Source organism: Azospirillum sp. OGB3 (assembly GCF_014192915.1).
GTDB lineage: Bacteria > Pseudomonadota > Alphaproteobacteria > Azospirillales > Azospirillaceae > Azospirillum.
In genome coordinates, this window is record NZ_JACHYN010000015.1 from 33,142 (window position 1) to 59,441 (window position 26,300).

Below are 26,300 nucleotides of genomic sequence, written 5' to 3' on the forward strand. Positions count from 1 at the left end.
AATGAGCCGTCCGCACGCCTGTGCTCCGCCCTGCGGGGCCGGGATCACAGCCAGGAAGGGAAGAGGATTTCACCGATGCACCATTCCGGCGACCTCGACATGACGCGGCGCGGCCTCCTGCTTGGGACCGCCGCCACCGCCGCGCTGACGGCGGCGCCGTTCCGGGCGCCGGCGCGGGCGGCCACCGTTGGAGAGACCGCCATGCCACCCCCCGCGACCGGAGCCGACGCACCGTCCCTGTCGCCCGTACTGTCCAAGGTCACCTTCACTGTGAACGGGCAGCGCCGCGACCTCGAACTCGACACGCGGACGACCCTGCTCGACGCGCTGCGCGAGCACCTGCACCTCACCGGCACCAAGAAGGGCTGCGACCACGGCCAGTGCGGCGCCTGCACCGTCATCGTGGACGGGCAGCGGATCAATTCCTGCCTGTCGCTCGCCGTGATGCACGAGGGCGGCGACGTCACCACCATCGAGGGGCTGGGCCTGCCCGGCAAACTGCACCCCATGCAGGCGGCCTTCGTCGAGCATGACGGCTACCAGTGCGGCTACTGCACGCCGGGCCAGATCTGTTCGGCGGTGGCGATGCTGGACGAGATCAAGGCCGGCGTGCCCAGCCACGTCACCGTCGACCTCAACGCCGCGCCCCAGGCGACCCCCCCTCAAACAATGGCGGACGAGTATCGCGAGCGGATGAGCGGCAACATCTGTCGCTGCGGCGCCTATTCCAACATCGTCGATGCGATCTCGGACGTCGCACGGAGGGAGGCATGAGACCCTTCACCTATGAGCGGGCGGATTCCCCCGCCGCAGCGGCCGCAGCGGTCCAGCGCCGGCCCGGCGCCAAATTCATCGCGGGCGGCACCAACCTGCTCGACCTGATGAAGCTGGAGATCGAGACGCCGGCCCATCTGATCGACGTCAACGGGCTGAAGCTCGACACGCTGGAAGCGACGCCGGACGGCGGGCTGCGCATCGGCGCGCTGGTGCGCAACACGGCGCTCGCCGCCGACCCGCGGGTGCGGCGCGATTACAGCGTGCTGTCGCGGGCCCTGCTCGCCGGGGCGTCGGGCCAGCTGCGCAACAAGGCAACGACGGCGGGCAACCTGCTCCAGCGCACGCGCTGCCCCTATTTCTACGACACCAACCAGCCCTGCAACAAACGCCAGCCCGGCAGCGGCTGCGCCGCCATCGGCGGCTACAGCCGTCAGCTCGCCGTGGTCGGGTCGAGCGATGCCTGCATCGCCACCCACCCCAGCGACATGGCCGTCGCCATGCGCGCGCTGGACGCCACGGTGGAGACGGTGCGGGCCGACGGGACGACGCGGACCATCCCCATCGCGGAGTTCCACCGGCTGCCCGGCGACACGCCGCACATCGAGACGGCGCTGGTGCCCGGCGAGCTGATCACCGCGGTGACGCTGCCCAAGCCGGTCGGCGGCACCCACGTCTACCGCAAGGTGCGCGACCGCGCGTCCTACGCCTTCGCCCTGGTCTCCGTCGCGGCGGTGGTGCAGCGCGACGGCAGCGGCCGGGTGGCGGTCGGCGGCGTGGCCCACAGGCCGTGGCGCGTCGAGGCCGCCGAGGCCGAGATGCCGCGCGGCGCCAAGGCGGTGACCGCCGGGCTGCTGGCCGATGCGAAGCCGACGCACGACAACGCGTTCAAGCTGACCCTGGTCGAGCGGACGCTCGCCTCGGTGCTGGCCGAAGCGAAAGGGTGAGACATGAAGTTCGACACTCCCGCGACCACCAACCCGATCGACCAGCTCAAGGTGGTGGGCAAGCCGACCGACCGCATCGACGGCCCGCTGAAGACGACGGGAAAGGCCACCTACGCCTATGAATGGCACGACGTGGCGCCGAACGTCGCCTATGGCTGGGTCATCGGCTCGGGCATCGCCAAGGGGCGCATCGCGTCCATGGACCTGGAGGCGGCGCGCAAGGCCCCCGGCGTCGTCGCCATCGTCACGGCGGAGAACGCCGGACCGCTCGACAAGAGCAAGCGCAACACCGCGACCCTGCTCGGCGGGCCGGAGATCGAGCATTACCAGCAGGCCGTCGCGCTGGTGGTGGCGGAGACCTTCGAGCAGGCCCGCACCGCCGCGGGGCTCGTCCGCATCGACTACACCCCCGCGGACGGCGCCTATGATCTGGCGGCGGTCAAGGACAAGGCGGAGAAGACCAAGGACGGCGATTCGGTGGTCGGCGATTTCGCGGGCGCCTTCGCGGCGGCTCCGGTGAAACTCGACGAGACCTACACCACGCCGGACGAGAGCCACGCGATGATGGAGCCGCACGCGACCATCGCCGCCTGGGAGGGCGACCGGCTGACCGTCTGGACCTCCAACCAGATGATCGACTGGATGGTGACCGACCTGTCGGCGACGCTGAAGATGCCGAAGGACAAGGTGCGCGTCATCTCCCCCTTCATCGGCGGCGGTTTCGGCGGAAAGCTGTTCCTGCGCGCCGACGCGCTGCTGGCGGCGCTGGGCGCGCGGGAGGCCGGAAGGCCGGTCAAGGTCGGGCTGTCGCGGCCGCTGATGATGAACAACACCACGCACCGCCCCGCCACCATCCAGCGCGTCCGCATCGGCGCCACGCCGGACGGCACGATCACCGCCATCGCCCATGAAGGCTGGTCGGGCAACCTGCCCGGCGGCTCGGAGGAGACGGCGACCGACCAGACGCGGCTGCTCTACGCCGGGGCGAACCGCCTGATCGGCAACCGCATCGCCACGCTCGATCTGCCCGAGGGCAACGCCATGCGCGCGCCGGGCGAGGCGTCGGGCATGATGGCGCTGGAAGTGGCGATGGACGAGATGGCGGAGAAGCTGGGCATGGACCCGGTGGAGTTCCGCATCCGCAACGACACCCAGACCGACCCCGCCGATCCCAACCGAGCCTTCTCGCAGCGCCAGCTCGTGCAATGCCTGCGCCTGGGGGCGGAGCGCTTCGGCTGGGCGAAGCGCAACCCGCAGCCGGGGCAGGTCCGCGACGGGCGCTGGCTGGTCGGGCTGGGCGTGGCAGCGGCCTTCCGCAACAACCTGCTGACCAAGTCGGCGGCGCGGGTGCGGCTGGACCAGCGCGGGATCGTGACGGTCGAGACCGACATGACCGACATCGGCACCGGCAGCTACACCATCATCGCCCAGACCGCGGCCGAGATGATGGGGGTGGGCCTGGACAAGGTGGCGGTGCGGCTCGGCGATTCGAGCTTCCCCGTGTCCGCCGGGTCGGGCGGCCAATGGGGCGCCAACAACGCCACCGCCGGGGTCTACGCCGCCTGCGTGAAACTGCGCGAGGCGGTGGCGCAGAAGCTGGGCGTCAACTCCGCCGACGCGCAGTTCGCCGACGGGCAGGTCGTCGCCGGCAACCGCAAGATCCCGCTGGCCGAAGCGGCGGGCGCCGACGGCCTGTCCGCCGAGGACGGCATCGAATACGGCGACCTCGACAAGAAGTACCAGCAATCGACCTTCGGCGCCCATTACGTGGAAGCCGCGGTGGATTCGGCGACGGGCGAGATCCGCGTGCGGCGGATGCTGGCGGTCTGCGCGGCGGGCCGCATCCTGAACCCGAAGTCGGCGCGCAGCCAGGTGATCGGCGCCATGACCATGGGCGTCGGGGCGGCGCTGATGGAGGAGCTGGCGCTCGACAAGCGCACGGGCTTCTTCGTCAACCACGACCTTGCCGGCTACGAGGTGCCGGTCCACGCCGACATCCCGCACCAGGAGGTGATCTTCCTCGACGAGACCGACCCGATCTCCTCGCCGATGAAGGCCAAAGGGGTGGGCGAGCTGGGCCTGTGCGGGGTCGGCGCGGCGGTCGCCAACGCGGTCCACAACGCGACCGGCCTGCGGGTGCGCGAGTACCCGATCACGCTCGACAAGTTCCTGGACCGGCTGCCTGCCATGGGGTGAGAGGCGGCGGTGTCCGGGGCACGTCCCGGACACCGCCCCTTCTTTTTCACAGGGTCCGTGACGCTCGATGGACCCCCGCCCTCTCCAACGCCGTTGCTCCTGTTTCCCAAGCGCCATAGAACACGCCCGCCATCATATCCACGTATGGCGCACATCAGGCTGAGGGACGCGAGGCATGACACGACGGAGAGGCGGAGGAGCACCACGGGGAGGCCGGAAGGGCCGTCCCATGACGCTGGGCGGGCTGATCGCCGTCCTGCTGGTGCTGGCCGCGGTCTATGCCGCGGAGCGCTTCCACCTCGTCCCGCCGGGCACGCTGGACTCCATCTTCGGCGAGGAGAAGGCCCCGCGCCCCCGCCCGATCCCGCGCCCCGTCCCGGACGCCAGCATCGACTACGCCGCCGTCGCCGCCCAGCTCGACCGCATCCGGGTGGAGGAGGAGCGCCGCCGCGGCTATGTGCGGGACGAGTGGCCGCACTGGCTGACCATCGACTCCAAATGCCTGAACACGCGGGAGCAGGTGCTGATCCGCGATTCCGCGAAGCCGGCGAAGCTGTCGGCCAACGGCTGTTCGGTGCTGTCCGGCGTGTGGAACGATCCCTACACCGGCGAGACCTTCACCGAACCGAAGCAGGTGGACATCGACCACCGCGTGCCGCTGGAGGAGACCTACGCCAGCGGCGGCTACGACTGGCCGCGCGAGAAGCGCGCCGCCTACGCCAACGACCTCAGCGACCCGCTGACCCTCGTCACCGTCTCGGCGGCGGCCAACCGCGCCAAGGGGTCGAAGGGGCCGGAAGACTGGCTGCCACCGCGCGAAGAGTACATCTGCGCCTATGTGGCGGGCTGGATCGCCGTGAAGGCGCGCTGGGAACTGACCATGGACGAGCGGGAGCGCGTCACCGTCGGCAACATCCTCTCCGATTGCCGCCGCACCGCCGTGGGAGCGCGCCCTGCCCGCTGAACCGGCCTTTCCAACAATTCCATACGCTGGTATGCCTCGTCCGCGGTCAATGTCACTTTTGAAACCTGGCCGAAATTGGTAGAACCTTCGTAAGCGGTCTTTCTGACGGAACGACGGCGGGGTGTTGAAGGGAGCGGCCGGACGTCATGGCGAGGGAACGCGGTCTGCGGACGACGGTGGCTCTGACCGGCGCCGTTCTGGTCCTTGGCGTCTCCGTCGTGCTGGCGGCGCTGACCGGCCTGCGCTCCCGCGAGCGGATCGAAAGCGAGATCGGTCATTCCCTGGCGGAGGCCGCGCACAACATGGCCGACCGGCTGGACCGCTCCATGTGGTCGCGCGCCAGCGAGATCGGCATGCTGGCCAAGCTCGGCATCACCCCCGCCATGGACGATCCGGTCCGGCTGCGCTGGCTGCTGGAGCAATTCCAGGCGTTCTTTCCGACCATGTCCTGGATGGGTGTGACCGACACCAAGGGCAAGGTGCTCGCCGCCACCGGGGGGTTGCTGGATGGCGTGGACATTTCCAAGCGCCCGGTCTTCCAGAACGGCCAGAAAACGCAGTTCGTCGGTGACGTGCACGACGCGGTGATGCTGGCCTTCCTGCTGCCGAACCCGACGGGCGAGGCCATGAAGTTCGTGGACATCTCCACCCCCGTGCACAACGCGCGGGGCGAGGTCGTCGGCGTGCTGGCCACGCATCTGAGCTGGGAATGGACGCGCGAGATCCGCCGCTCCCTGATGGACACCATGCGGGGCCGCGCGGAGCTGGAGCTGATCGTAGTCGCGGCCGACCGCACGGTGCTGCTCGGCCCGCGCGAACTGCTGGGCACTCCCCTGGACATCGCGGCGGTGCGCAGCGCGCAGAAGAACGAGAGCGGCTGGGTCGTCGAGCGCTGGCCGGACGGGGAGCGCTACCTGACCGGCTACGCCTACGGCAACGGATATCTGAATTACCCGGGCCTGGGCTGGAGCGTGGTGGCCCGCCAGCCGCTGGCCGTCGCCTACGCCCCGGCCACCGCCCAGATGGTCGAGACGGTGCTGGCCGGCGGGGCCATGGTGCTGCTGTTCAGCGTGCTCGGCTGGATGGCCGCCGGGCGCGTCACCCGGCCGCTGCGCCGCATCGCCCAGGCGGCGGAACGCATCCGCAGCGGCGAACGCGGGGCGGAAATGCCGGTGCTGGGCGGCAGCGCCGAGATCACCTCGCTGTCGGCGACTCTGCGCGATCTGGTGGACGGGCTGACCCACCGCGACGCCGCTCTGGTGCGGCTGGAGGACATCGCCTATCAGGACCGGCTGACCGGCCTGCCGAACCGCCGCTATTTCGAGCAGTATGTGGAAGCCACGACCGCCGGCAACGGTTCCGCCGCCTTCCTCTACATCGACCTGGACGGCTTCAAGCCGGTGAACGACCGGCTGGGCCACGAGGCCGGCGACCTCGTGCTGCGTCAGGTGGGGGAGCGGCTGGCCGCCTGCTTCCGCGGCGACGACGTGGTGGCCCGGCTGGGCGGCGACGAGTTCGCGGCGGTGCTGCCGCAGCGCGCCGGCGCCGAACCGCCGGACCTGGACGGGCTGGCCCGCCGCATCATCGAGGCGGTGAACGAACCCGTCAGCATCGAGGGCGAGGCGGTGCGGGTCGGCTGCTCCCTCGGCATCGCCCTGTGGCCCGAGGATTCGCCCGACGTGACGGAAACCCTGCGCCGCGCCGACCAAGCGCTCTATCAGGCCAAGCGGGCGGGCCGCAACCGCGGCATCCGCTGGACGGCCGATCTGCCGCCCGCCCCAGCCGGAAGCCAGGGCATAGCCGCGCAGGCGATGAAAAACTCCGCGTCCTAGGCCCCGCGGCCAAGCCCCCGCCAAGCGGGGAACCGCGTCCGGCAGGCTCCCGGCCAGCGGTGGGTAAGGCGGTTGCACGCTGGAGCCTTGGACCTCTTCTGCCGTTTCATGTCCATCGGAGCACGACTCGGACGGCCATGGCGGGAGATTGGAAAATGAGCCTCGACACCAAGGGACAGCGTGCCCGCATGCTGCGTCTGCTCGCCGTCGTCGAGCATTACGAGCGCAACAGCGCGGCGGGCGCGCAATTGATGCGGGGCACGCGCTACGAGTTGGCCGTGCAGGCCACCGACGTCAACGGCGACCGCTGCCTGTTCCCCGCCTGCGGCTGTGCCCAGGCCGACTGCTCCCGCCAGCCCCCCGCCGGCCCGCAGCTCAGCTGGTGCGGCCCGCGCGGCGGCTGGAAGATGCGCTGAGGTCCCGACGGCTAAGGCCCCGACGGATGATCAGTAATGGGGCGGGGGCGGCTCGTCCTGCGGCGCGCGGGACACGCCGGATTCCAGCTCCGCGATCCGCTCGCGCAGGCGGTGCATCTGCGCGGTCATGAGGTCGATGGTCCGCCCCTGCTCGAACAGGACGGCGGACATCTCCTCGGCCATGCGCTCGTGATGGGCGAGGCGGGATTCCAGCTCGGTCAGGCGGCTTTCGGCGTCGGCGTCCATGGATGGCCCTGCGGTGTCGCGGAAGGGACAGAGCTTTAGAACCGCTCCGCCGGCCAAGGCAAGATCAATGCGCCATCAACACAGCCGGCACAGCCGGCATCAATGCAGCCGGTCCCCAGCGATCACCCAGCGCTCGACGATCTGAAGCGCCTGCGGCACGTCCAGTTCCGGATGATGCCAGCGCAGCACCACCGTGGCGGCCTCCAGCGCGTGGCGGTCGGGTCGCCCGCAATCGACCAGCTCGCGGTAGGCGCGCTCCACCACGGGACGGCAACCGCAGACCGCCGCCTCACAGGCGGCGAAGCGCTCCGCCGGGTCGCGCTCCGGCTCTGTTCTCCGCTCCGCCGCCATCAGGCCGTCTCCGGGCCTTTGCGCTGGATGCGGCGCCCGAAGATCTCCAGCCGCTGCCCGATCATGTCGAAGCCGAGATGACGGGCGATCCGGGTGACGGCGGCCTCCAGCTCCGGATCCTGGAACTCCACCACCTCGCCGGTCTCGATGTCGATCAGGTGATGGTGGTGGTCGCCACGCGCCTCCTCGTAGCGGGCGCGTCCATCGCCGAAATCATGGCGCTGGATGATCCCGATCTCCTCGAACAGCCGCATCGAGCGATAGACGGTCGCCAGGCTGATGCCAGCGTCGATCGCCGCCGCACGGCGGTAGACCTCTTCCACATCGGGGTGATCGGCGGCTTCCGACAGGACGCGGGCGATGATCCGGCGCTGGCCGGTCATCTTCAACCCCCGCTCGGCGCAGGCGCGTTCCAGCCGCGACGGCAGGGCTTCTTCGGGCGTGGTCACGGGGCCGGTCCTTTCCGATGCCTAACCCATGGAGTCAAGAGATGGAGAGGAAAGGCCAAAAGGACAACGGTCATCCGCAAGACCTGAACGAATGGCTGGGACGGACGGCCGCCCCCAGCCCAAGGCATCGGGCGGAAGTTCATCGCAAGAGCAGACGGACACCCCCATCCCGCAACCGCATCACCGCCCGATACCCCGGATGACCCGGACGGGTTCCCCCACCGGGACGCCCCACCCCACCTTCCGCCACAGCGTTTTTTGTCACAGTCGTCCGTACATGATGCAGACGCAGAAGCACAGGATAGATCGGATGAGATCAAAGTTTTCGAAACGTCGATCCAATCCCATTTTTTTTACGTAGACATTTGAAGCCGCCCCTTCATCAACATCCCCCAGGGAAGACCGAGCCCATGGACATGAGGACTCTTGTTGAGGACGACGGCGACACCATCGACATCACGTTGCAGCCTGTAGAAAATCCCAGCAAACTTGAAGAGCTTTGGACCGATCTGGAGCGACGCGCCGACGGCTCCTTCTTCCTGAGCTGGCAGTGGATCGGCAACTGGCTGGCTTCCCTGCCCCACGGTACGCGGCCCCACGCGCTGGTGGCGCGGCGCGAAGGGGACGTCGTCGGGCTGGCGCTCCTGTGTCCGCGCACGCAGTGGCGCTTCGGCCTGCTGCGCACCCGCTGCTGGCTGCTGCACGAAACCGGAGAGCGGACCTTCGACCGGCTGTTCGTCGAATACAACGGCATCCTCGCCGACCGGCGCTGCGCGGACGCGGTACTGGCCGCCTGCTTCGACTGGCTGGGGGGCCGCCTGACCAACTGGGACGAGCTGGTGCTGGGCGGACTGGAGCCGCAGGCGGAAGCGGCGGTGCGGCTCGCCGCGGCCCGGCAGGGCCACACGCTGCAAGTCCGGATGGCCGACAGCTGCCAGTGGGTGGACCTGGAAGGCGTGCGCCGGCAGGGTGCCGGCTACCTCGCCAGCCTCGGCAAGAACACCCGCGCCGCGGTGCGCCGGGCGATGCGGCTCTACGCCGAGCGCGGCCCCCTGACCTACCGCGTCGCCGTGACGGCGGAGGAGGCGCTGACGGATTTCCACGCCATGGAGGTCCTGCATCAGGCGAGCTGGAACGCCCGCGGCCAGTCCGGGGCCTTCTCCAACCCGGCCTTCCGGCCCTTCCACGAGCGGCTGATCGCCAACGGCGTTCCCGCGGGCACGGTGCGGCTGTGCCGGGTCAGCGCCGGGGACGCGGTCATCGGCTATCTCTACAACTTCGTCCATCGCGGGCGGGTGATGAACTACCAGGGCGGTTTCGCCTACGAGGCCGACAACCGGCTGAAGCCCGGTCTCGTCGCCCACGTCCTGGCCATCGAGGACACGCTGACCCGCGGCGAGGACTGCTACGACTTCATGTCCACCCCGGCGGGGCACAAGCCGCTGCTCTCCAACACCGAGCAGCCGATGAACTGGATCGCGCTCGGCCCCGACCGGCTGAGCCGCCAGATCGACGCCCGCCTGCGCCGCGTCAAGGCTGGGCTGGCTGACCGGATGAGGCGGCTGATCCGCAGCCCGCTGCCCCTGATGAACCGCTGACGCCGCCGGAACCGAAGCCGCAACCGCAGGGCCGCCGACCGGGCGGTTGGAGGATGCCGAGAATGAAGAATACTTCCGCCGCCACGACCCCCGCCTTGGCCTGCGTGATGGGCGACATGGACATGGTGCGCCCTCTGGGGCTGGCCGGGCTGCGTTGCGCCGTGGTCACCCATCCCGGCGCCCCCGCCCTGCATTCCCGCTTCACCAGGGACGCCATCCTGTGGGACGACCCGGCGCGCAACCCGGACGGGCTGGTCGAGGTGATGATGGCCTTCGCCAAGGGCCAGCCCGAGAAGCCGGTCCTCTATTTCCAGGACGACACCCAGCTCCTGCTCGTCTCGCGCAACCGCGACCGTCTGGCCGAGGGCTTCCACTTCGCCATCGCCGACGCCGAGCTGGTCGAGGATCTGGTGGACAAGGGCCGCTTCCAGGCGCTGGCCGAGCGGCTGAACCTGCCCGTCCCGGCGACCCGGCGCCTTTATCCGACCCGCGAGGCCGCACCCGACGTGGTGGACCTGCGCTTCCCCCTGATCGTCAAGCCGCTGACCCGCCGCCGGGTGTGGGACGAGGCGGACGGCTTCGCCAAGGCCATCCAGGTCGATTCCGCGGAGGAGCTGCGCGCCCTGTGGCCGCGGCTGGCGGCGGTCGGGCTGGACCTGCTGGTCCAGGAGATGATCCCCGGCCCGGAGACCCGGATCGAAAGCTACCACGTCTATGTCGACGAGGGCGGCGGCGTGGCCGGCGAGTTCACAGGCGCCAAGATCCGCACCTACCCGCTCGCCTACGGGCACAGCACCGCCCTGACCATCACCGACGCGCCGGACGTGGCGGCGCTCGGCCGCTCGCTGACCGAACGGCTGGGGCTGCGCGGCGTCGCCAAGTTCGACTTCAAGCGCGCCCCGGACGGCTCGCTGCACCTGCTGGAGGTCAACCCGCGCTTCAACCTGTGGCACCATCTGGGGGCGGTGGCCGGAGTGAACCTGCCGGCGCTGGTCCACGCCGACCGGCTCGGCCTGCCGCGCCCGGCGGTGGGCAAGGCGCGGGCCGGGGCGCGCTGGTGCCACATCACCAAGGACCGGCTGGCCGCCAAGGACAGTGGCCTGTCGATGGCCGCGTGGCTGCCCTGGGTGCTCGGCTGCGAGGCCAAGGCCATCGCGCTCGACGACCCGATGCCCTTCCTGCACAACCAGCTCGCCCGTTTCCTGCCGTCCCGTGCGCACCACGATGCGCCCGGCGGCGCGATGAAGGCCCAGTGAGGGTGCTGCCGCGATGAGGATCGGCATCCTGTCGGACATCCACGCCAATCTTGAGGCGCTGGAAGCCACGCTGGCCGACATGGGCGGCGCGGGGGTGGAGCGCGTCGTCTGCCTGGGCGACGTGGTGGGCTACAACACCGACCCGTCGCCCTGCATCAGGCTGCTGCGCGAGGCCGGGGCGGTCTGCGTCGCCGGCAACCACGACCGCGCGGTGACCCGCCAGATCCCCACCGACGGTTTCAGCGTCCGCGCCATCCGGGCCATCGCCTGGACGCGCAAGCGCCTGCCGCCGGAGGACGTCGCGTGGCTGTCCGCCCTGCCGCTGAAGACCAATGTCGGCGACCAGCTCGTCGCCGTTCACGGGGCGCTTCATGTGGACCGGGGCTGCGAGCTGGTTCGGCTGAACAGCGAGGACCGGATGCGGCGCACGGCGCAGGCCCTGCTCGCCCACCCCTCCGGCGCCCGCGTCTGCGCCTATGGGCACACGCACCGGCTCGGCATCCACGAATACCGCAACGGCGAGCTGTGGGAACACGATCCCGACAGCGAGGTCGCCCTGCGCGGCGGTTCCTGCTACCTGCTCAACCCCGGTACGGTGGGGGAACCGCGCAGCGAGGAACGGCGGGCGACCTGGATGCTGTTCGACACCGGCCGACGGACGGTGAGCGTGCGGCGAGTCGCCTACGACGACCGCGCGGCTTTCGAGAAAACGCGCCGGGCGGGGATTGAGCCGCGGCGCCTGCTCGCCATCCCGGCACCGGTGCGCGCCGCCCTCCAGGGGGGGCTGCGGCGGATGGGGATCTACGAGATGGTGCGGCGGGTCATCAACTCGTGACCCGTTTCCTCGCCGGCTCGGATCACTGAACCGTCGCCAGCATCAGCAGCGACGCGCCGAGCGGCAACAGGGCGAGCAGCAGCTTGAGCATGGGTCCGGCCATCGGGGTCTCGTAAGGGGGGCTTCCAACGCGCGCGACTGTAGCCGGACGGGCGGCGATTTTCTGTGACAAATCCCACAACCCAGCCATCCCTTCCCGCTTCCTGAAAAATTTTCCTTTTGATCCAATCTCTCGGAAAATCCGTATCAACTCTTTGGTGCTATCGTCGGTTCCGCCGCAGGGCAGGCTTTCGGCGACCGGCGGCATCCAACGAGTCTTCGACGACACGGACCGGCGGGAGTGTGGACAATGAATTGGTTCCGAAACGCCAAGGTCGGCCTTCGGCTGATGCTGAGCTTCTCCAGCATCCTGGTGCTGATGGTCGCGCTGGCGGCCATCGCCATCTACAAGGTCAACAGCATCAACAACAGCCTTTCCACCATCAACGACGTCAACAACGTCAAGCAGCGCTACGCCATCAACTTCCGCGGCAGCGTGCATGACCGGGCGATCAGCCTGCGCGACGTCACGCTCCTGTCCGACGCCGCGGCGCTGAAGGCCGAACTCGCCACCATCGACCGTCTGGCCGCCGACTACGCGCGCTCGGCCGAACAGATGGACCGCATGTTCGCCGCCGGCACCCACATCACCCCCCGCGAACGGGAAATCCTCGCCTCCATCAAGGAGACCGAGGCCAAGACCCTGCCGCTGGCCCGCGGCGTCATCGAGGCGCGCCAGGCCGGCGACGCCGCCCGCGCCGTCAAGATCCTGGTCGAGCAGGCCCGCCCCGGCTTCACCGAGTGGCTGGCCCGCATCAACGCCTTCATCGACCTCCAAGAGGCCGAGAGCCAGGCGGTGGCCAAGCACGCCCGGACGGTGTCCGAGAGCTTCCAGGTGCTGATGATCTCGCTGTGCGCGGTGACCGTTCTGCTCGGCGCCGGGCTCGCCTGGTGGTCGATCCTGACGGTGCGGCCGCTGCGCCGCCTGACCGACACGACGCTGAAGCTGGCCGAGGGCGACCTGAGCATCGCGGTGCCGCAGGCGACCAGCCGCGACGAGGTCGGCGAGATCATCCGCGCCGTGCAGGTCTTCAAGGACAACATGGTCCGCGCCCGCCGCATGGAGTCGGAGAAGGAGGAGACGGAACGCCGCGCCGAAGCGGAGAAGCGCGAGGCGATGAACGGGCTGGCCGACCAGTTCGAGCGCAGCGTCGGCTCCATTGTCGAGCTGGTGTCCCACGCCGCCGCCGAGTTGGAGGGCGCCGCCCAGACTCTGAACGCCACCATGGAGCGCGCCAACGATCAGGCCGGCACCGTCGCCACTGCGGCGACCCAGGCGACGGCCAACGTGGAGTCGGTGGCGGCGGCCTGCGGCCAGCTCGCCGGGTCGGTCAGCAGCATCGGCCAGCAGGTCCGCCAGTCCGCCGACATCGCCAACCGCGCCGTGCGCAACGCCGAGGACACCCAGGCGACCGCGGAAGGTCTGGTCAGCACGTCGCAGAAAATCGGGGAGGTGGTGCAGCTCATCAACTCGATCGCCCAGCAGACCAACCTGCTGGCGCTGAACGCGACCATCGAGGCGGCGCGCGCCGGCGAGGCCGGCAAGGGCTTCGCCGTGGTGGCGAGCGAGGTGAAGAATCTCGCCAACCAGACCGCCAAGGCGACCGAGGACATCACCGCCCAGATCGCCGGTGTCCAGGACGTGACCCTGCGCACGGTTCAGTCGATCCGCGAGATCGCCCAGGTCATCGGGGAAAGCAGCCAGATCGCCGACGACATCGCCCAGGCGGTGGAACAGCAGGGCATCGCCACCCAGGAGATCGCCCGCAACGTCCAGCAGGCCTCGGCGGGCACCGCGGAGGTGTCGGGCGCCATCGTGCAGGTCAGCGGCGCCGCCTCGCAGGGCGGGACCGCGGCCGGCCGGGTGCTGGGCAGCGCGCAGGAACTGAGCCGTTCCGCCGCGCGCCTGCGGACGGAGGTCAGCGGCTTCCTGGCGAAGGTCCGCGCGGCGTAAGGAGGCGAATATTCCCTCTCCCGCCCCGGGAGAGGGTGCCCGCGGCAGCGGGCTCTCGCGCTGGCTCGAAGCCAGCGCTGACGCGGCAGGCGGACCTTCGGTCCGCCGAGAGCGGGTGAGGGTCGTCCGAGGATCAAGCCCTGATCCTTGCCTATACCCTCACGCTTCCCGCGCGTTGCGCGGGTCCCTTCCCTCTCCCGGGGCGGGAGAGGGAGCAGGATGCGATGGTCGTGTCAGGACCTCACGCCGGATAGCGGTCCTTGTACTTCACGATGACGTACAGCGCGTGGATCATGCCCGGGATGTAGCCGAGCAAGGTCAGCAGCACGTTGATCCAGAACTGGGCGCCAAACCCCACCTGGAGGAAGACGCCGACGGGCGGCAGCAGAAGCGCCAGGATGATGCGTATGATGTCCATGCCGCGATAACGCTCCCGCCCCGCCCCCGGTTCCATGCGTCCTTCCGCGATCCTCAGCCCAGCAGGCCGATCTGGTCGAAGGGCAGGTGGTCGAACCCGTGCTGGTACACCGCCGAGCCCGCCGCCGGCGCGAAGTTGTCGTGCGCGGCGTCGGTGAATTGCGGGTCGAAGGTGAAGGACCCCTTGTCATAGCCGGCGGCCTGCCACTGCGCCAGCGTGCCGGTGGCGCCGTTCGCCATCACCTGCGGCCAGGCTTGGAACAGCGCCTCGTTGGGGTCGAGGGCGGCGTAGAAGTTGCCGGTGAAGGTCCCCGCCGTCTTCGGCCCGTCGAGGGCCACCGCCCGGCCGTCGCCGGCGTCCACGATGTTCTGGGTGATGGTGTTGTTCGCCATCGGTGTGCCCTTCCAGCCGCCCCAGCCGACGCTCTGCTGCAGGCCGATCTGGGTACCCAGATTGTCGGCCAGGATGTTGTCGGTGACCGTGTTGTTCCAGCCGCCGTGCAGGAAGATACCGCCGACGTTGTCGTGGACGACGTTGCCCTTCACCGTGGTGCCGCTGGTCCAGTCGTCCAGATAGATGCCCCAGCTCACCAGCTTCGTCGGGTCGAGGAAGGTGGGGGAGACCTTGCCGTCCCAGGTCACGTTGCCGAAGGCGGTGGTGCCCGACACCTCGTTGTAGGCCACCGTGTGCCCGGCCAGATCCTGCTGGCGGTTGATCAGGTAGATGCCGCCGCCGTCGCTGGTCTCCTGGTTGGCGCCGACGATCTTGTTGTGGGTGATGGTCGCCCGGTAGGTGGCGTCGCCCGAGGCCTGGACGGAGCCGACCGCGATGGCCTTGCCCGGCGTGTCCTCGATCTGGTTGTGGGTGATGGAGACGTCGTTGCTGCCGTTGACCCACAGCGCGTCGCCGCCGTGGTCGACGGCGCTGGCGTGCTGGATCAGGTTGTCCGACACCTTGGTGAAGTTGGACCCCGCCTTGACGTAGACGGCTTCGCGCCCGGTCTCGGCGAAATGGTTGCCGGTGACGGTGCTGTTGGCGCTGCCCTCCACCGTGATGCCGTAGCCGGTGTTGGTGACGGTGTTGTTCTTGAAGGTCAGGCCGGCGGCGTTGTTGGCGTAGACCGCGTGGCCGTCCGGCGCGCCGTCGGTCAGGGTCAGCCCCTCGATCGTCACGTTCTTCGCACCACCCAGCCCGATCAGCACGGGAAGCTGCGCCGCGACGACCTTGTGCCCGGCGACCGCCCCGCCCTCCGGCTTGAACAGCACCTGATTGGAGGCCTTGTCGAAGAACCACTCCCGCGGGGCGTCGAGCTGGTCCTTGCCGTTGAACAGGTAGAAGCGGCTGCCGGCGCCGAGCGCGTCGTAGGTGCTCTGGGCCAGCGTGATGGTGTTGCTGCCGTAGTCGATGCTCTTCACCGGCACGGTCATGTTGTCGTAGCCGTGCTGGGTGAAGACGCTGACCATCAGCCCGTCCGTGCTCGAATAGGTCGGGATCGCCCCCGCCTTGAAGCCGAACTGGGTGTAGGCGTTGGCCCCGGCCTTGGTGGCGATCAACCAGCCGCCGTCGATCGGGTGGCTGGGGTCGGCGTTGGGCGTGCGGGCCACGGTCTGGCGGTCGCCGTCCATCGACAGGTCGAGCACCCCCTTCGACCCGCCGGGAAGCTGCGCGCTGTAGAGGCCGTTGCCGCGCGACACCCAGTTGTCGACCAGCGAGCCGCCATGGAAGACCGGCTTCTCGCTGCCGTAGGCGGCGAAGCGGACCCCGCTGTCCTGGCCGTCCAGCCAGAGCATGTCCTTCATGGTGTAGTCGCCGCCGCGGACGTAGGTCACGTCGATGTTCGGGTCGGCGCGCATGGCGTCGCGGGCGGCGGTCAGCGTGGCCTTCGGCCCGTCGGTGCCGTTCGCGTTGGGAGCGGCCAGCTTGCCCGACCACTTGTCGTTGCCGTTGGTCGCCACGAAGAAAGCCGGCCCGGTCGGGGCGGGGGACGGCGTGGGAGTGGGGTTCGGAGCCGGGGTCGGCGTGGACCCGCCGGTGGCGAAGAAGCTCTTGTCGGCGTCCACCACCAGCGTGCCGTTCCACCACAGTCCGGACTGGCCCTTGACCACGTCCTTCCCGTCCAGGGCACCCTTGTCGTAGGTGACGATGCTGTCGGTGGCGGCGACGGACTTGCCGTTGATGGTGACCTTGTTGACGATCAGCGAGCGGTCCTGGCCGTTCACCACGGCGTCGTTGTCATACTGGATCTGCACCTTGTGTGCTTGGTCGGGCGCCACGTTGGCGGTGAAGCTGTAGTCCTTTGCCGCGGTGCCGACCGTGCCCTCCCCCACCTTCTTGCCGTCGACCAGCAGGTTGAAATGCGCGTTGGTGCCGCCCGCCGCGATGCCCTGCGCGTTCACCACGAAAGTGGAGGAGGTCCCGGCGACCGGCGCCGCCGGTGCGGGGAAGTCGGAAGCCGGGGTGTCCACCACCAGCGTGCCGTTCCACCACATCCCGGACTGGCCCTTGACCACGTCCTTCCCGTCGAGCGCGCCCTTGTCGTAGGTGACGTTGGCGTCGGTCGGCTTGTGGGTCTTGCCGTTGATGGTGACCCCGCTGACGATCAGCGAGCGGTCCTGGCCGTTCACCATGGCGTCGTTGTCGTATTGGATCTGCACCTTGTGCGCCTGCGCCGCGGTAACCGGCACCGTGAAGCTGTAGGCGGTCGGGCTGCTGGCGTTGACGGTTGCCTGGCCCACCTCGACGCCGTCGATCAACAGGCGGAAATGCGGCCAGATGCCTCCGGCGGACTGCCCATAGGCGTTCACGACAATCTTGGCGTCGGTCTTGCCCGTGGTGGTCGAAGCCATTGGATGGTTCCCTCGCTCTTATGCTCAACGGCCGCGAGCATGGCGGGGCCGGCCGGACATTTGTGCGCCATTTTGATAACAGGCGAGGGCCACCGGGTCCGTGCTTGTATCCGCCACCGCCTATGACGGGAGAGGCGGTTGAACGGGAGTGATACGCACCAAAGCGCAGGCTCCCCCGGATTAAAGCGAAGCCTTACGTGTTGATGGCTTATACGGAACCAAGAGGCAGAGACCCCATGAAGAAGATCGCTGTTACCGCCTTCGTCGCACTGTCGCTGGCCGCCTGCCAGAGCGGCGGCAGCGGCATCGGGACCAAGCAGACGGTCGGCGCGCTCGGCGGCGCGGCGGCCGGCGGCGTGATCGGTTCGCAGTTCGGCGGCGGCACCGGCAAGCTCATCACCACCGGTGTGGGCACGCTGCTCGGCGCCTATCTGGGCAGCGAGCTCGGCCAGTCGCTCGACCGTGCGGACGAAGGCTATGCCCAGCGCGCCGCCACCCAGGCCTATGCGGCGCCGATGGGCTCGACCATCCAGTGGAACAACCCGGAGTCGGGCAACCGCGGCACCATCACCCCGATCCGCGACGGCCGCGACAACTCCGGCAACTATTGCCGCGAGTACCAGCAGACCGTCTATGTCGGCGGCAAGGCCGAGCGGGCCAACGGCACCGCCTGCCAGCAGCCGGACGGCAGCTGGCGCATCGTGTCCTAACATCCGGCGCGCCCCCTGCCCTGGCCGACCCCTCCGCAAGCTGCGGGGTCGGCGGCCGGGGCGGGAGCCCCATCACAACGCCGGGGTCATGACTCCGCAAGCGCGGTCAGCCGGATCGCCACCTGCTTGGTGTGCGGGCTGACGGCGATGATCTCCCAGGCCGCCCCGGACTCGGCGGTGTATTCCAGGAAGGCGCGGTATTCGTCCTCGCGCCACGTCCGGTTCCCGATGAACTCGTCGAAGACCAGCACCGTACCCGCCCGGAAGCGCGGCGCCAGGGCGGTCAGCACCGTTCGGGCCGACGAGTAGATGTCGCTGTCCACGTTGACGAAGCGCACCGCGCCGCCGTGGGCCGACAGGAAGGGCGGCAGCGTGTCCTCGAACCAGCCCGCGTGCAGCACCGCGTTGCCGCGCACCGGCGGCAGGCTCTTACCCGTGCTGAGCACGCCGCGCGGCGCGTTCACCCAGCCCTCCGGCAGCCCCTCGAACGAATCGAAGCCGTGCACGGTCTGCCCGGCCACGTCGGCGATCTGGTTCAGCGAGGTGCCGCGGCGCACGCCGAACTCCAGCACCAGACCGGGCACCTCCGCCCGCTCCAGCGCGAAACGCAGCAGCTCCGCCCCCACGCCGAACAGCCGGACGTCCCGCGCCAAGTGCGGGCGAATCGCCGTCACCGCCTCGACCAGCGGCAAACGCTTCGGCTGACCGGCCAGCTTCTCGGCGTGCAGCGCCCCGGCCTCCGCGTCGCGGCCCAGCAGCAGCAGGTAGGCGCACAGGAAGCCCCAGTATTTGCCCGCCGCCCCCGGACAGTCCGCGGCCCGGCGCAGGCGGCGCAGCGCGTCCTCCACGCCGTTCAGGCCGAGTGCTGCGGCGTGGCTGCCGAACCAGGCGGCGGCGTGCTCCGGATCGTCGGCCAGCCGCTCGTCGAAGACCGCCAGCGCGCCCGCGGCGTCGCCGAGATGGGCGAGGCTGACCGCCCGCTCGTAGAGGATGTCCGCCGACCGGTTCCCGGCGGCCAGCGCTTCCCCGGTCACCCGCAGCGCCTCCTCATAGAGGGCGTCGCGGCGGTAGGCGCCGGCCAGCGCCTCGTACAGGCCGGGAAAGGCAGGATCGGCCGCCGCGACCCGCTCCAGCCAGCGCACCGCCCGCAGGCGGTCCCCTCCGGCCAGCACGGCCTGGGCCAGATGGTGCAGGGTCTCCGCATGCGCCGGCTCGCGCGCCAGGGCGCGGCGTAGCGCGGCGGTGGCGGCCGCGGCGTCACGCCGGCCGAGCGCGGCCATACCGGTCAGCCGGTCGCGTTCGGCCCGGTCGCGTTCGGCGGAGCCGTCGGACTCCGGCGCCGTGTCCCGCAGCAGGCGCACCGCCTGCCGGTAATGCCGCGCCGCGATCAGGCGGCGCGCCTCGGTCAGAACCTCATCCACGGGGAAAACCTGTCGGTCGGCATGGTCGGAATGGAGCATGAGATGCCGCGCGGAAGCGGCGGGATGCAAGCCCCGCCTGCGGCCCTCGCCGGGGTGAAAAGAAAGAAATGCCCCCTTCGATATTTTTCCCTTTGACAGGGGGCCGCCTGGATTGCTATTCACCCGCTCCCGCCGGACGCTGCCGTAGCTCAGTGGTAGAGCACTCCCTTGGTAAGGGAGAGGTCGAGAGTTCAATCCTCTCTGGCAGCACCATGGGGCCGTAGCTCAGATGGGAGAGCGCCTCGTTCGCAATGAGGAGGTCAGGGGTTCGATCCCCCTCGGCTCCACCAACTTCTTCGGCGGTTGGTTGGTTGACTTGAGTAAGTTGGGTAAGGTTGAATTTAGTGCTTGCTTCGGCGGTCTTTGTTCTTTAAAAGGTCGCCAACGACGCGGGTGTAGCTCAGTTGGTTAGAGCGCCGGCCTGTCACGCCGGAGGCCGCGGGTTCAAGTCCCGTCACTCGCGCCACTTTCTTGTGGTTAGGTTAAGTTAGGTTCGGTATCTCGCGGTTTGGTCCTGTAGCTCAGCGGGAGAGCACTACGTTGACATCGTAGGGGTCACTGGTTCAATCCCAGTCGGGACCACCATTGGGGGATCGTCTAGCGGTAGGACTCCAGACTCTGACTCTGGCTACCTAGGTTCGAATCCTAGTCCCCCAACCATCTTCCTTTTCATCATCCACCGTTTTCTGGGTTTGTCGGCCATGCGCATCGCGTGGCTATACCCTTTTGCGCCGCCGCACGAAGCGCGCGCTCATCGCCCCGTCAGGACGGAAGCGACGGTACGGCGGCGATCAGCCGGCGCGTGTAGGGATGCTTCGGAGCGGCGAACAGATGGTCGCCCGGCCCCTCCTCTATGATCTTGCCGGCGGCCATCACCACGACCCGGTCGGCGATGGCTTCGACCACGGCGAGATCGTGGCTGATGAACAGGTAGGTCAGCCCGTGCCGCTCCTTCAGCGCCGCCAGGAGGCGCAGCACCTGCGCCTGCACCGACATGTCCAGGGCGGACACCGCCTCGTCGAGCACGATGATCCTCGCCCCGGCGGCGAGCGCCCGCGCGATGGCGACGCGCTGCGCCTGCCCGCCCGACAGCTCGTGCGGGTAGCGGTCCAGAATGGCGGGATCGAGGTCGACCGACCGCATCAGCTCGGCCAGCCGCCCCTCCCGCACCCCGGCGGGCACACCGGCCAGGAAGCGCAACGGCGCCGACAGGGTGCGCCGGATCGTCTTGCGCGGGTTGAGCGAGGACAGCGGGTCCTGGAAGACATACTGCACCGTCCGGCCCAGCGCCCGCGGCCCTCCGGCGGCCAGCCCGGCGAGGGGGCGCCCGTCGAGCCGGACGGTCCCGCCGGTCGGACGGCTCAGCCCGACGAGGCTGCGGGCGAGCGTCGACTTGCCGCTGCCCGACTCCCCGACGATCCCCAGAGTCTCACCGGATGCCACCCGCAGCGACACGGCTTTCAAGGCCATGACCGCCAGGCGCGAGCGCCCGAACAGGGAACGGCGCGCGGCGTAGGTCTTGACCAGACCGCGGACCTCCACCGCCCAGCCCGCCGCTGACGGGGCCGCGCGCGGCGGCGTCTCCGGGCGCCGTGACCGCCCGAGCACCGGCACGGCGGCGAGCAGGCGCCGGGTGTAGTCGTGCCGCGGCCGGGTGAGGACGCTGCGGGTGTCGCCCTCCTCGACGATTTCGCCCCGGTGCATCACGGCGACCCGGTCGCAAAGGCGGGCGATGACGCCGAAATCGTGGCTGATGAAGACAACGGCGAGGCGACGGCGTCTGCGCAGATCGTCCAACACGTCCAGAATCTCCGCCTGGACGGTCACGTCGAGCGCGGTGGTCGGCTCGTCGGCGATGATGAGTTCCGGGTCGTTGGCGAGCGCCATGGCGATGCCGACCCGCTGGCGCTGCCCGCCCGACAGCTCGTGCGGGTAGGCGTGGACGAGGCCGGCCGGGTCGGGCAGCTTCACCGCCGCGAACAGCTCCACCACCCGCCGGTCGGCTTCGGCCCGCGGCACCGGGCGATGCGCGCGCAGCGCCTCGGCCACCTGCGCGCCAACCGGCATCAACGGATGGAGCGTCGTCAGCGGGTCCTGAAAAACATAAGCGATCCGCCCGCCGCGCAACCGTTGCAGCGCCCCGACCGGCAACGCCAGCAGGTCGTCCCCATCGAACCGCACCGCGCCCCCGCGCACCACGCCCGGCGGCGAGGCAACGAGGCGCGCGATGGACAGCGCCGTGACCGACTTGCCGGACCCGGACTCGCCGATGATGCCCAGGCATTCGCCGGGAGCAACGCGCAGGTCGACGCCCTTCACCGCGTCCACCGGCCCGTTCGCCGTGTCGAAGGCCGTGCGCAGGCCGGTGACCCGCAGCAGCGCGCCGGCGTCCGGCGCTGCGTTCCCCGCATCGCTTCCGGCGGTCCGCACCACCCGCGTGGCGGCGCCCGGCGCGCCGGGGATGCCGGAGCGCAGGCGCGGGTCGAGCGCGTCGCGCAGCCCGTCGCCGATCAGGTTCATGCTCATCACGATCAGGAAGACGACCAGCCCTGGCACCGCCGCGACGTGCGGCGCGGTGATCAGCGCCTTGCGCCCCTCGCTCAGCATCGAGCCAAGGTCCGCCTGCGGCGGCTGCGACCCCAGCCCCAGGAAGGACAGGCCGGCGGTCTCCAGGATCATCCAGCCTACGGTGGTCGAGGCGGTGATGACGATCACCGGCAGGACGTTGGGCAGCACCTCGCCCAGCAGGATGCGCGTTCCGCCCATGCCGGACAGGCGCGCCGCGTCGACGAACTCCCGGCGGCGCAGGCCGGCGGTGGCGCCGCGGACGTTGCGGGCGAAGAAGGGAATGTTGGCGACCACCACGGCGTACAGCGCGTTGAGCAGCCCCGGCCCCAGCGCCGCCACGATGGCGAGCGCCAGCAACAGATAGGGAAAGGCCATCAGCACGTCGATGCCACGCATCAGCACGCCGTCCGTGCGCCCGCCCGCATAGCCGGCGACGAGGCCGATGGCCGACCCGACCAGCGCCGCGAGAAGGGAGGCCGCGACGCCGACCCCCAGGCTCAGCCGCGTCCCCCAGACCAGCCGGGCCAGCACGTCGCGCCCCAGCGTGTCGGTGCCGAGCCACGCCCCGGCGCTGAAAGGCGGCAGCAGGCGCCGCGCGGGGTCGATGGCGTCCGGGTCGGCCAGCGGCAGGACGGGCGCGGCGAGCGCGACCAGGACGATCAGCGTCAGCAGCACGAGCCCCAGCGCCGCCAGCCGGTTGCGCATCACGCGGCGCAGCAGGGCCAAGCCGTCCCTTACGGCGCCCCTCATGGCGCGATCCTCGGGTCGAGCAGCCGTTGCAGGATGTCGGCCAGCAGGTTGAACAGCACGTAGCTGGCCGTGACCACCAGCACGCCGCCTTGGACCAGCAGCACGTCGCGCGTCGCGATGGCGTTGACCAGCATGCGGCCGATGCCCGGCCACTGGAACACCGTCTCGATGTAGACGGCCCCGCCCAGGACGAAGCCCGCCTGGATGCCGATCACCGGGATCACCGTCACCATGGCGGCCCGCAGCGCGTGACCGAACACCACGCGGCGTTCCGTCAGCCCCTTGGCACGGGCGGTGCGGACGAAGTCCTGGCGCAGCACCTCCAGCATGGCCGAGCGCGTCAGCCGGGCGATCACCCCGGCGGCCACGATGGCGAGCGTCGCCGCCGGCAGCGCCAGATGCCACAGCAGGTCCGGCAGGTCGCCGCCGCCGTAGATGGAGACCATGCCGCTCACCGGCAGCAGGCGCCAGCGGACGGCGAAGACCAGGATCAGCAGCAGGCCGAGCCAGAAGGTCGGCATGGAGATCCCCACCAGGACGGCCAGAGTCACCAGCTTGTCGGCAAGGCCGAACTGCCGCACCGCGGACAGGATGCCGGCCAGCAGCCCCAGCACCGACGCCAGCACCAGCGCCGCACCGGCCAGCACCAGCGTGGCGGCGAAGCGCTCCGTCACCTCGTCGAGGACCGGCCGGTTGAGGCTGGAGGAGCGCCCGAGATCGCCCGTCACCACATTGCACAGCCACGTCGCGTAACGCACCGGCAGGCTGTGGTCGAGGCCGAGGTCCTGGCGGAGCCGCGCCACGTTCTCCGGCGTCGCGTAGGGGCCGAGGATCGCGGTCGCCGGATCGCCGGGGATCAGCGCCATGATCAGGAAGACGATCACGCTGAGCCCGAACAGCACGGGGACGAGCGCCGCGACGCGGCCGAGGATGTAAGACCCCACGGGCGCCCCCTCAGTCCTTCGACACGCGGTCGAGCCGCAGGAAGAAGGACGGCTCCAGCGCGAAGCCGCGCACCGCCGCCGTGGTGACGGCGTTCTGCTTCCAGTGCGCGACGAAGGCCCAGGGCGCGTCCTCCACGATGATCCGCTCGGCCTGCCGGTAGAGCGCCCCCCGCTCGTCCCGGTCGCCGCTGCGCCGCGCCTGTTCGAGCAGCCGGTCAAGCTCCGGGTTCGCGTAGTAGCCGGAGTTGAAGCCGCCCGCCTCCGGCAGGGCGCCGGAGCGCAGGGTCAGGTACGGCAAGGTGTCGGGATCGTTGGTCATCCAGGCCATCTCGGCCATGTCCGCCGCCTCGCCCAGACCGCCGTTCACCCGCGCCAGGAAGCTGTTCCACTCGTAAGTTTCGATGGTGACGGCCAGCCCCACGGCGGCGAGGTTCGCCTGGATCGCCGTCCCCATGGCGACGGGGTCGAGCATGCCGGACCCGCCCTCCGCCGCATAGAAAGTGAGCTTGGCCCCCTCCGCCCCGGCCTCCTTCAGCAGTGCCCGCGCCTTGTCCGGGTCGTAGGGATAGCCGGTGACCGCGGGGTCGGTGGCCCAGGCGAAGGCGGGGGCGGTCGGTCCCTTGGCGGGTATCGCCGTGCCCTGCAAAATACTGTCGGCGATGGCCCGCTTGTCGATGGCGTGGTTCACCGCCTGCCGGACCCGCCGGTCCTTCAGCGGCCCGTGCCGGGTGTTCAGGATCAGGAACCAGAGATGCGGGCCGGCCTGCTCGTGGACCCGAAAGCCATCGCCGTCGCGGAACTGGGACAGCGCGTCCGCCGGCACCTCCACCATCACGTCCAGGCCGCCGGCCAGCATCTCCATCGCGCGGGTGTTCGGGTCGCTCACCGGGCGGAAGATCACCGCGCGCAGCTTGGCCGGCGTGCCCCAATAGTCCGGGTTGCGCTCGATGGTCAGGCGCCGGCTGCCCTGCCACTCGACGAAGCGGAAGGGGCCGGTGCCGACCGGCTTTCGGCCGAATCCCCTTCCTTCCTTCAGGACGGCGGCGGGCGAGACGATCAGCCCGGTCGGGTAGGCGAGGTTCGAGAGAAAGGGCGCGAAGGGTTCCTTCAGCGTGATGCGGACCGTGAGCGGGTCCGGCGCCTCGACCCGGTCGATGGCCGCGAAGAAGAAGGCCAGCGGGAAGGGGCCGGTGTCCGCGGCGGGATGCGCCTTGTCCAGCATGCGGTCGAAGTTGAACTTCACCGCCTGGGCGTCGCAGGGGGTGCCGTCGTGGAAGGTGACGCCCGGCCGCAGCGCGAAGCGGTAGGTCAGCCCGTCGTCGGAGACGGTCCAGCGCTCGGCCAGCGCGGGCTCGACGTCCAGGGTTCCGGGACGGTAGCGGACCAACCCCTCATAGAGGTTGACCAGGATGCGGAAATCGTTGGTGGCGGTGCTGACCGCCGGGTCCAGCGACGCCGGTTCGGCGATCTGGCCGACGACCAGCACGTCCTTCGGCACCGGCGCCGCCCGGAGAGGCACGCCCGGCAGGGCGAGAAGGGCGCCGAGGAGCAAGCCCGCGAGCGCGCGTCGGATTCCGGTCATTGCGTCCCAGCCGTCGAAGTCGATCCGACCTTATCAATGCCGGGAGGCGGACGTTGTTGCGCCGCTTCCGCTCCGCCAAAGGTGCGTTGCGGATCAGTCCGGCTCGCGGCAGGCCGCGAGAACCTGTCCGCGCAGCCAGCGGTGGGCCGGGTCGGCGTCCTGCCGGGGGTGCCACATCTGCGTCACCACGACCTCGCCCAAGACAGTGGCCAGACCGGCGGGAAACGGCAAGGTGCGCACCCCGGCCACGCCCGCGGCGAGCTGGCGTTCGGACACCAGGGCGGTCAGGTCGGAAGCGCGGACGATTGCCAGGGCCGCCGGGAAGCTCGGCACCACCGCCACCACCTTGCGCGTGAGGCCCAGGGCGGCCAGCGCCTCGTCCACCCGGTCCCGCACCAGCCCGCGCCGCGAGGTCAGCACATGGCCGCAGGCGGCGTACTGTTCCGGCGTGACCGTCTCCCGCCGGGTCAGCGGGTGGCCCTCGCGCACGGCGGCGACCAGCCGGTCGCGGAGCAGGCTCTGCACCTTCAGCTCCGGCGTGGTTTCCGAATGCACCCCGATGTCGAGGTCGATCAACCCGTCGCGCAACGCCTGCGCGTCGCGGGTGCCCCGCGGCGCGAAGCGCAGCAGGACGCCGGGCGCCTCGGCGGCGACGCGGCCGACCAGCCGGGCGGCGTAGACCTCGATGAAGCTCTCGCTGGCGCGCAGGGTGAAGCTACGCTCCAGCCGGGCGATGTCGATGGCCTCCGCCGGACGCAGCACCGCGCGGACCTCCTCGGCGAGGCCGGGCACCCGCTCCCGCAGCTGGATGGCCCGCGGCGTCGGGACGAGGCCGCGCCCGGCGCGGACGAGCAGCGGGTCGCCGGTGACCGCGCGCAGGCGCGCCAGGGTGCGGCTCATCGCGGACTCGCTGAGGCCGAGCCGCCGAGCCGCCTTGACGACGCTGCCCTCCGTCAGCAGCGCGTCGAGTGCCAGGAGCAGGTTGAGATCGGGATCGGCCATGGGTGCCGAGGCTAACACAGGGCGTCCCGTGCAGGAATAACCTGCACAGGCGGCGTCTTCCGCCATGTCCGGAGGAGAGCAAAATTAATCCAATTCTTGTTGG

The 26,300-nt window shown here is 70.0% G+C and carries 22 protein-coding genes and 5 tRNA genes; 16 read left to right on the forward strand and 11 right to left on the reverse strand.

The features are described 5' to 3' along the window. Nucleotides 1-75: 75 nt before the first annotated feature. From paoA to FHW79_RS24300, 6 genes are all read left to right on the forward strand, one after another. Nucleotides 76-774 carry an aldehyde dehydrogenase iron-sulfur subunit PaoA gene (paoA, locus tag FHW79_RS24275; protein ID WP_183181284.1) on the forward strand — a complete coding sequence of 233 codons (699 nt, stop codon included), beginning with the start codon at nucleotides 76-78 and terminating at the stop codon, nucleotides 772-774. After that, entirely contained in the window at nucleotides 771-1,721 is a 951-nt protein-coding gene (locus tag FHW79_RS24280) for a xanthine dehydrogenase family protein subunit M (protein WP_183181285.1), read from the forward strand. Before paoA ends, FHW79_RS24280 begins: the two co-directional genes overlap by 4 nt. Nucleotides 1,722-1,724: 3 nt before the next feature. Beyond that, a complete protein-coding gene (gene paoC / locus FHW79_RS24285; protein WP_183181286.1) occupies nucleotides 1,725-3,917 on the forward strand; it encodes an aldehyde oxidoreductase molybdenum-binding subunit PaoC in 2,193 nt (730 codons plus the stop codon). A 229-nt stretch (nucleotides 3,918-4,146) separates the two neighbouring features. Further along, complete coding sequence (locus FHW79_RS24290) at nucleotides 4,147-4,881, forward strand: HNH endonuclease family protein (RefSeq protein WP_247884585.1); 735 nt, start codon at nucleotides 4,147-4,149, stop codon at nucleotides 4,879-4,881. Nucleotides 4,882-5,027: 146 nt separating this feature from the next. Further along, complete coding sequence (locus FHW79_RS24295) at nucleotides 5,028-6,713, forward strand: GGDEF domain-containing protein (protein WP_183181288.1); 1,686 nt, start codon at nucleotides 5,028-5,030, stop codon at nucleotides 6,711-6,713. Between the two features lie 155 nt (nucleotides 6,714-6,868). Further along, nucleotides 6,869-7,129, forward strand: a complete 261-nt coding sequence (locus FHW79_RS24300) for a hypothetical protein (RefSeq protein ID WP_109469616.1) — start codon at nucleotides 6,869-6,871, stop codon at nucleotides 7,127-7,129. Nucleotides 7,130-7,159: 30 nt separating this feature from the next. Here FHW79_RS24300 and FHW79_RS24305 read toward each other — a convergent pair whose 3' ends face one another. From FHW79_RS24305 to FHW79_RS24315, 3 genes are all read right to left on the reverse strand, one after another. Further along, on the reverse strand, nucleotides 7,160-7,375 hold the full coding sequence (locus tag FHW79_RS24305) for a SlyX family protein (RefSeq protein WP_183181289.1): 216 nt from the start codon (nucleotides 7,373-7,375) through the stop codon (nucleotides 7,160-7,162). A gap of 99 nt (nucleotides 7,376-7,474) precedes the next feature. After that, entirely contained in the window at nucleotides 7,475-7,726 is a 252-nt protein-coding gene (locus FHW79_RS24310) for a hypothetical protein (RefSeq protein WP_183181290.1), read from the reverse strand. Beyond that, nucleotides 7,726-8,154: a Fur family transcriptional regulator gene (locus FHW79_RS24315; protein ID WP_035677391.1), complete on the reverse strand. Its 429-nt coding sequence runs from the start codon at nucleotides 8,152-8,154 to the stop codon at nucleotides 7,726-7,728. Before FHW79_RS24315 ends, FHW79_RS24310 begins: the two co-directional genes overlap by 1 nt. A gap of 437 nt (nucleotides 8,155-8,591) precedes the next feature. On the opposite strand from FHW79_RS24315, the gene FHW79_RS24320 reads away from it, so the two are divergent. The 3 genes from FHW79_RS24320 (at nucleotide 8,592) to FHW79_RS24330 (ending at nucleotide 11,864) form a co-directional block, all read left to right on the forward strand. Further along, a complete protein-coding gene (locus FHW79_RS24320) occupies nucleotides 8,592-9,773 on the forward strand; it encodes a GNAT family N-acetyltransferase (protein ID WP_247884586.1) in 1,182 nt (393 codons plus the stop codon). A gap of 62 nt (nucleotides 9,774-9,835) precedes the next feature. After that, entirely contained in the window at nucleotides 9,836-11,029 is a 1,194-nt protein-coding gene (locus tag FHW79_RS24325; RefSeq protein ID WP_183181292.1) for an ATP-grasp domain-containing protein, read from the forward strand. 13 nt (nucleotides 11,030-11,042) lie between these two features. Further along, complete coding sequence (locus FHW79_RS24330) at nucleotides 11,043-11,864, forward strand: metallophosphoesterase family protein (protein ID WP_183181293.1); 822 nt, start codon at nucleotides 11,043-11,045, stop codon at nucleotides 11,862-11,864. Nucleotides 11,865-11,886: 22 nt separating this feature from the next. On the opposite strand, the gene FHW79_RS24335 is transcribed toward FHW79_RS24330, so the two are convergent. Then, nucleotides 11,887-12,171: a hypothetical protein gene (locus FHW79_RS24335; RefSeq protein WP_183181294.1), complete on the reverse strand. Its 285-nt coding sequence runs from the start codon at nucleotides 12,169-12,171 to the stop codon at nucleotides 11,887-11,889. Between the two features lie 42 nt (nucleotides 12,172-12,213). On the opposite strand from FHW79_RS24335, the gene FHW79_RS24340 reads away from it, so the two are divergent. Beyond that, a complete protein-coding gene (locus FHW79_RS24340) occupies nucleotides 12,214-13,917 on the forward strand; it encodes a methyl-accepting chemotaxis protein (RefSeq protein WP_183181295.1) in 1,704 nt (567 codons plus the stop codon). A 241-nt stretch (nucleotides 13,918-14,158) separates the two neighbouring features. On the opposite strand, the gene FHW79_RS24345 is transcribed toward FHW79_RS24340, so the two are convergent. After that, a complete protein-coding gene (locus FHW79_RS24345; protein ID WP_014197684.1) occupies nucleotides 14,159-14,335 on the reverse strand; it encodes a YqaE/Pmp3 family membrane protein in 177 nt (58 codons plus the stop codon). 53 nt (nucleotides 14,336-14,388) lie between these two features. Then, nucleotides 14,389-17,181: a carbohydrate-binding domain-containing protein gene (locus tag FHW79_RS24350; protein WP_183181296.1), complete on the reverse strand. Its 2,793-nt coding sequence runs from the start codon at nucleotides 17,179-17,181 to the stop codon at nucleotides 14,389-14,391. A 236-nt stretch (nucleotides 17,182-17,417) separates the two neighbouring features. Between FHW79_RS24350 and FHW79_RS24355 the strand changes: the two genes are divergently transcribed. Then, complete coding sequence (locus FHW79_RS24355) at nucleotides 17,418-17,891, forward strand: RT0821/Lpp0805 family surface protein (RefSeq protein ID WP_014197686.1); 474 nt, start codon at nucleotides 17,418-17,420, stop codon at nucleotides 17,889-17,891. A gap of 86 nt (nucleotides 17,892-17,977) precedes the next feature. Here the strand turns inward: FHW79_RS24355 and FHW79_RS24360 are convergent, their stop codons facing one another. Next, a complete protein-coding gene (locus tag FHW79_RS24360; protein ID WP_348984263.1) occupies nucleotides 17,978-19,312 on the reverse strand; it encodes a class I SAM-dependent methyltransferase in 1,335 nt (444 codons plus the stop codon). A 177-nt stretch (nucleotides 19,313-19,489) separates the two neighbouring features. On the opposite strand from FHW79_RS24360, the gene FHW79_RS24365 reads away from it, so the two are divergent. The 5 genes from FHW79_RS24365 (at nucleotide 19,490) to FHW79_RS24385 (ending at nucleotide 20,011) form a co-directional block, all read left to right on the forward strand. Further along, nucleotides 19,490-19,564: transfer RNA gene (locus tag FHW79_RS24365), tRNA-Thr, on the forward strand. A 1-nt stretch (nucleotide 19,565) separates the two neighbouring features. After that, nucleotides 19,566-19,641 (forward strand) — tRNA-Ala (locus tag FHW79_RS24370). 99 nt (nucleotides 19,642-19,740) lie between these two features. Beyond that, nucleotides 19,741-19,817, forward strand: a tRNA-Asp gene (locus FHW79_RS24375). A 44-nt stretch (nucleotides 19,818-19,861) separates the two neighbouring features. Next, nucleotides 19,862-19,936: transfer RNA gene (locus FHW79_RS24380), tRNA-Val, on the forward strand. Between the two features lies 1 nt (nucleotide 19,937). Continuing rightward, nucleotides 19,938-20,011, forward strand: a tRNA-Gln gene (locus tag FHW79_RS24385). A 102-nt stretch (nucleotides 20,012-20,113) separates the two neighbouring features. On the opposite strand, the gene FHW79_RS24390 is transcribed toward FHW79_RS24385, so the two are convergent. The 4 genes from FHW79_RS24390 to FHW79_RS24405 all read right to left on the reverse strand — a co-directional run bounded on the left by FHW79_RS24390 (nucleotide 20,114) and on the right by FHW79_RS24405 (nucleotide 26,197). Beyond that, nucleotides 20,114-22,669, reverse strand: a complete 2,556-nt coding sequence (locus tag FHW79_RS24390) for a dipeptide ABC transporter ATP-binding protein (protein WP_183181298.1) — start codon at nucleotides 22,667-22,669, stop codon at nucleotides 20,114-20,116. Next, nucleotides 22,666-23,613 (reverse strand): ABC transporter permease, encoded by a 948-nt coding sequence (locus FHW79_RS24395; RefSeq protein WP_183181299.1) that lies wholly within the window; start codon nucleotides 23,611-23,613, stop codon nucleotides 22,666-22,668. The genes FHW79_RS24390 and FHW79_RS24395 overlap by 4 nt, the downstream gene beginning before the upstream one ends. A gap of 10 nt (nucleotides 23,614-23,623) precedes the next feature. Continuing rightward, entirely contained in the window at nucleotides 23,624-25,195 is a 1,572-nt protein-coding gene (locus FHW79_RS24400; RefSeq protein ID WP_183181300.1) for an ABC transporter substrate-binding protein, read from the reverse strand. A gap of 93 nt (nucleotides 25,196-25,288) precedes the next feature. After that, nucleotides 25,289-26,197, reverse strand: a complete 909-nt coding sequence (locus FHW79_RS24405) for a LysR family transcriptional regulator (protein WP_183181301.1) — start codon at nucleotides 26,195-26,197, stop codon at nucleotides 25,289-25,291. Nucleotides 26,198-26,300: the final 103 nt, after the last annotated feature.

Coding starts and splice junctions, on each gene's coding strand:
- FHW79_RS24295 (WP_183181288.1), top strand. CDS start 5,028: ATGGCGAGGGAACGCGGTCTGCGGACGACGGTGGCTCTGACCGGCGCC.
- FHW79_RS24405 (WP_183181301.1), bottom strand. CDS start 26,197: ATGGCCGATCCCGATCTCAACCTGCTCCTGGCACTCGACGCGCTGCTG.
- FHW79_RS24350 (WP_183181296.1), bottom strand. CDS start 17,181: ATGGCTTCGACCACCACGGGCAAGACCGACGCCAAGATTGTCGTGAAC.
- FHW79_RS24335 (WP_183181294.1), bottom strand. CDS start 12,171: ATGCCGCCGGTCGCCGAAAGCCTGCCCTGCGGCGGAACCGACGATAGC.
- FHW79_RS24300 (WP_109469616.1), top strand. CDS start 6,869: ATGAGCCTCGACACCAAGGGACAGCGTGCCCGCATGCTGCGTCTGCTC.
- FHW79_RS24320 (WP_247884586.1), top strand. CDS start 8,592: ATGAGGACTCTTGTTGAGGACGACGGCGACACCATCGACATCACGTTG.
- FHW79_RS24310 (WP_183181290.1), bottom strand. CDS start 7,726: ATGGCGGCGGAGCGGAGAACAGAGCCGGAGCGCGACCCGGCGGAGCGC.
- FHW79_RS24400 (WP_183181300.1), bottom strand. CDS start 25,195: ATGACCGGAATCCGACGCGCGCTCGCGGGCTTGCTCCTCGGCGCCCTT.
- FHW79_RS24355 (WP_014197686.1), top strand. CDS start 17,418: ATGAAGAAGATCGCTGTTACCGCCTTCGTCGCACTGTCGCTGGCCGCC.
- FHW79_RS24325 (WP_183181292.1), top strand. CDS start 9,836: ATGAAGAATACTTCCGCCGCCACGACCCCCGCCTTGGCCTGCGTGATG.
- FHW79_RS24280 (WP_183181285.1), top strand. CDS start 771: ATGAGACCCTTCACCTATGAGCGGGCGGATTCCCCCGCCGCAGCGGCC.
- FHW79_RS24330 (WP_183181293.1), top strand. CDS start 11,043: ATGAGGATCGGCATCCTGTCGGACATCCACGCCAATCTTGAGGCGCTG.
- paoC (WP_183181286.1), top strand. CDS start 1,725: ATGAAGTTCGACACTCCCGCGACCACCAACCCGATCGACCAGCTCAAG.
- FHW79_RS24290 (WP_247884585.1), top strand. CDS start 4,147: ATGACGCTGGGCGGGCTGATCGCCGTCCTGCTGGTGCTGGCCGCGGTC.
- FHW79_RS24305 (WP_183181289.1), bottom strand. CDS start 7,375: ATGGACGCCGACGCCGAAAGCCGCCTGACCGAGCTGGAATCCCGCCTC.
- FHW79_RS24340 (WP_183181295.1), top strand. CDS start 12,214: ATGAATTGGTTCCGAAACGCCAAGGTCGGCCTTCGGCTGATGCTGAGC.
- paoA (WP_183181284.1), top strand. CDS start 76: ATGCACCATTCCGGCGACCTCGACATGACGCGGCGCGGCCTCCTGCTT.
- FHW79_RS24390 (WP_183181298.1), bottom strand. CDS start 22,669: ATGAGGGGCGCCGTAAGGGACGGCTTGGCCCTGCTGCGCCGCGTGATG.
- FHW79_RS24345 (WP_014197684.1), bottom strand. CDS start 14,335: ATGGACATCATACGCATCATCCTGGCGCTTCTGCTGCCGCCCGTCGGC.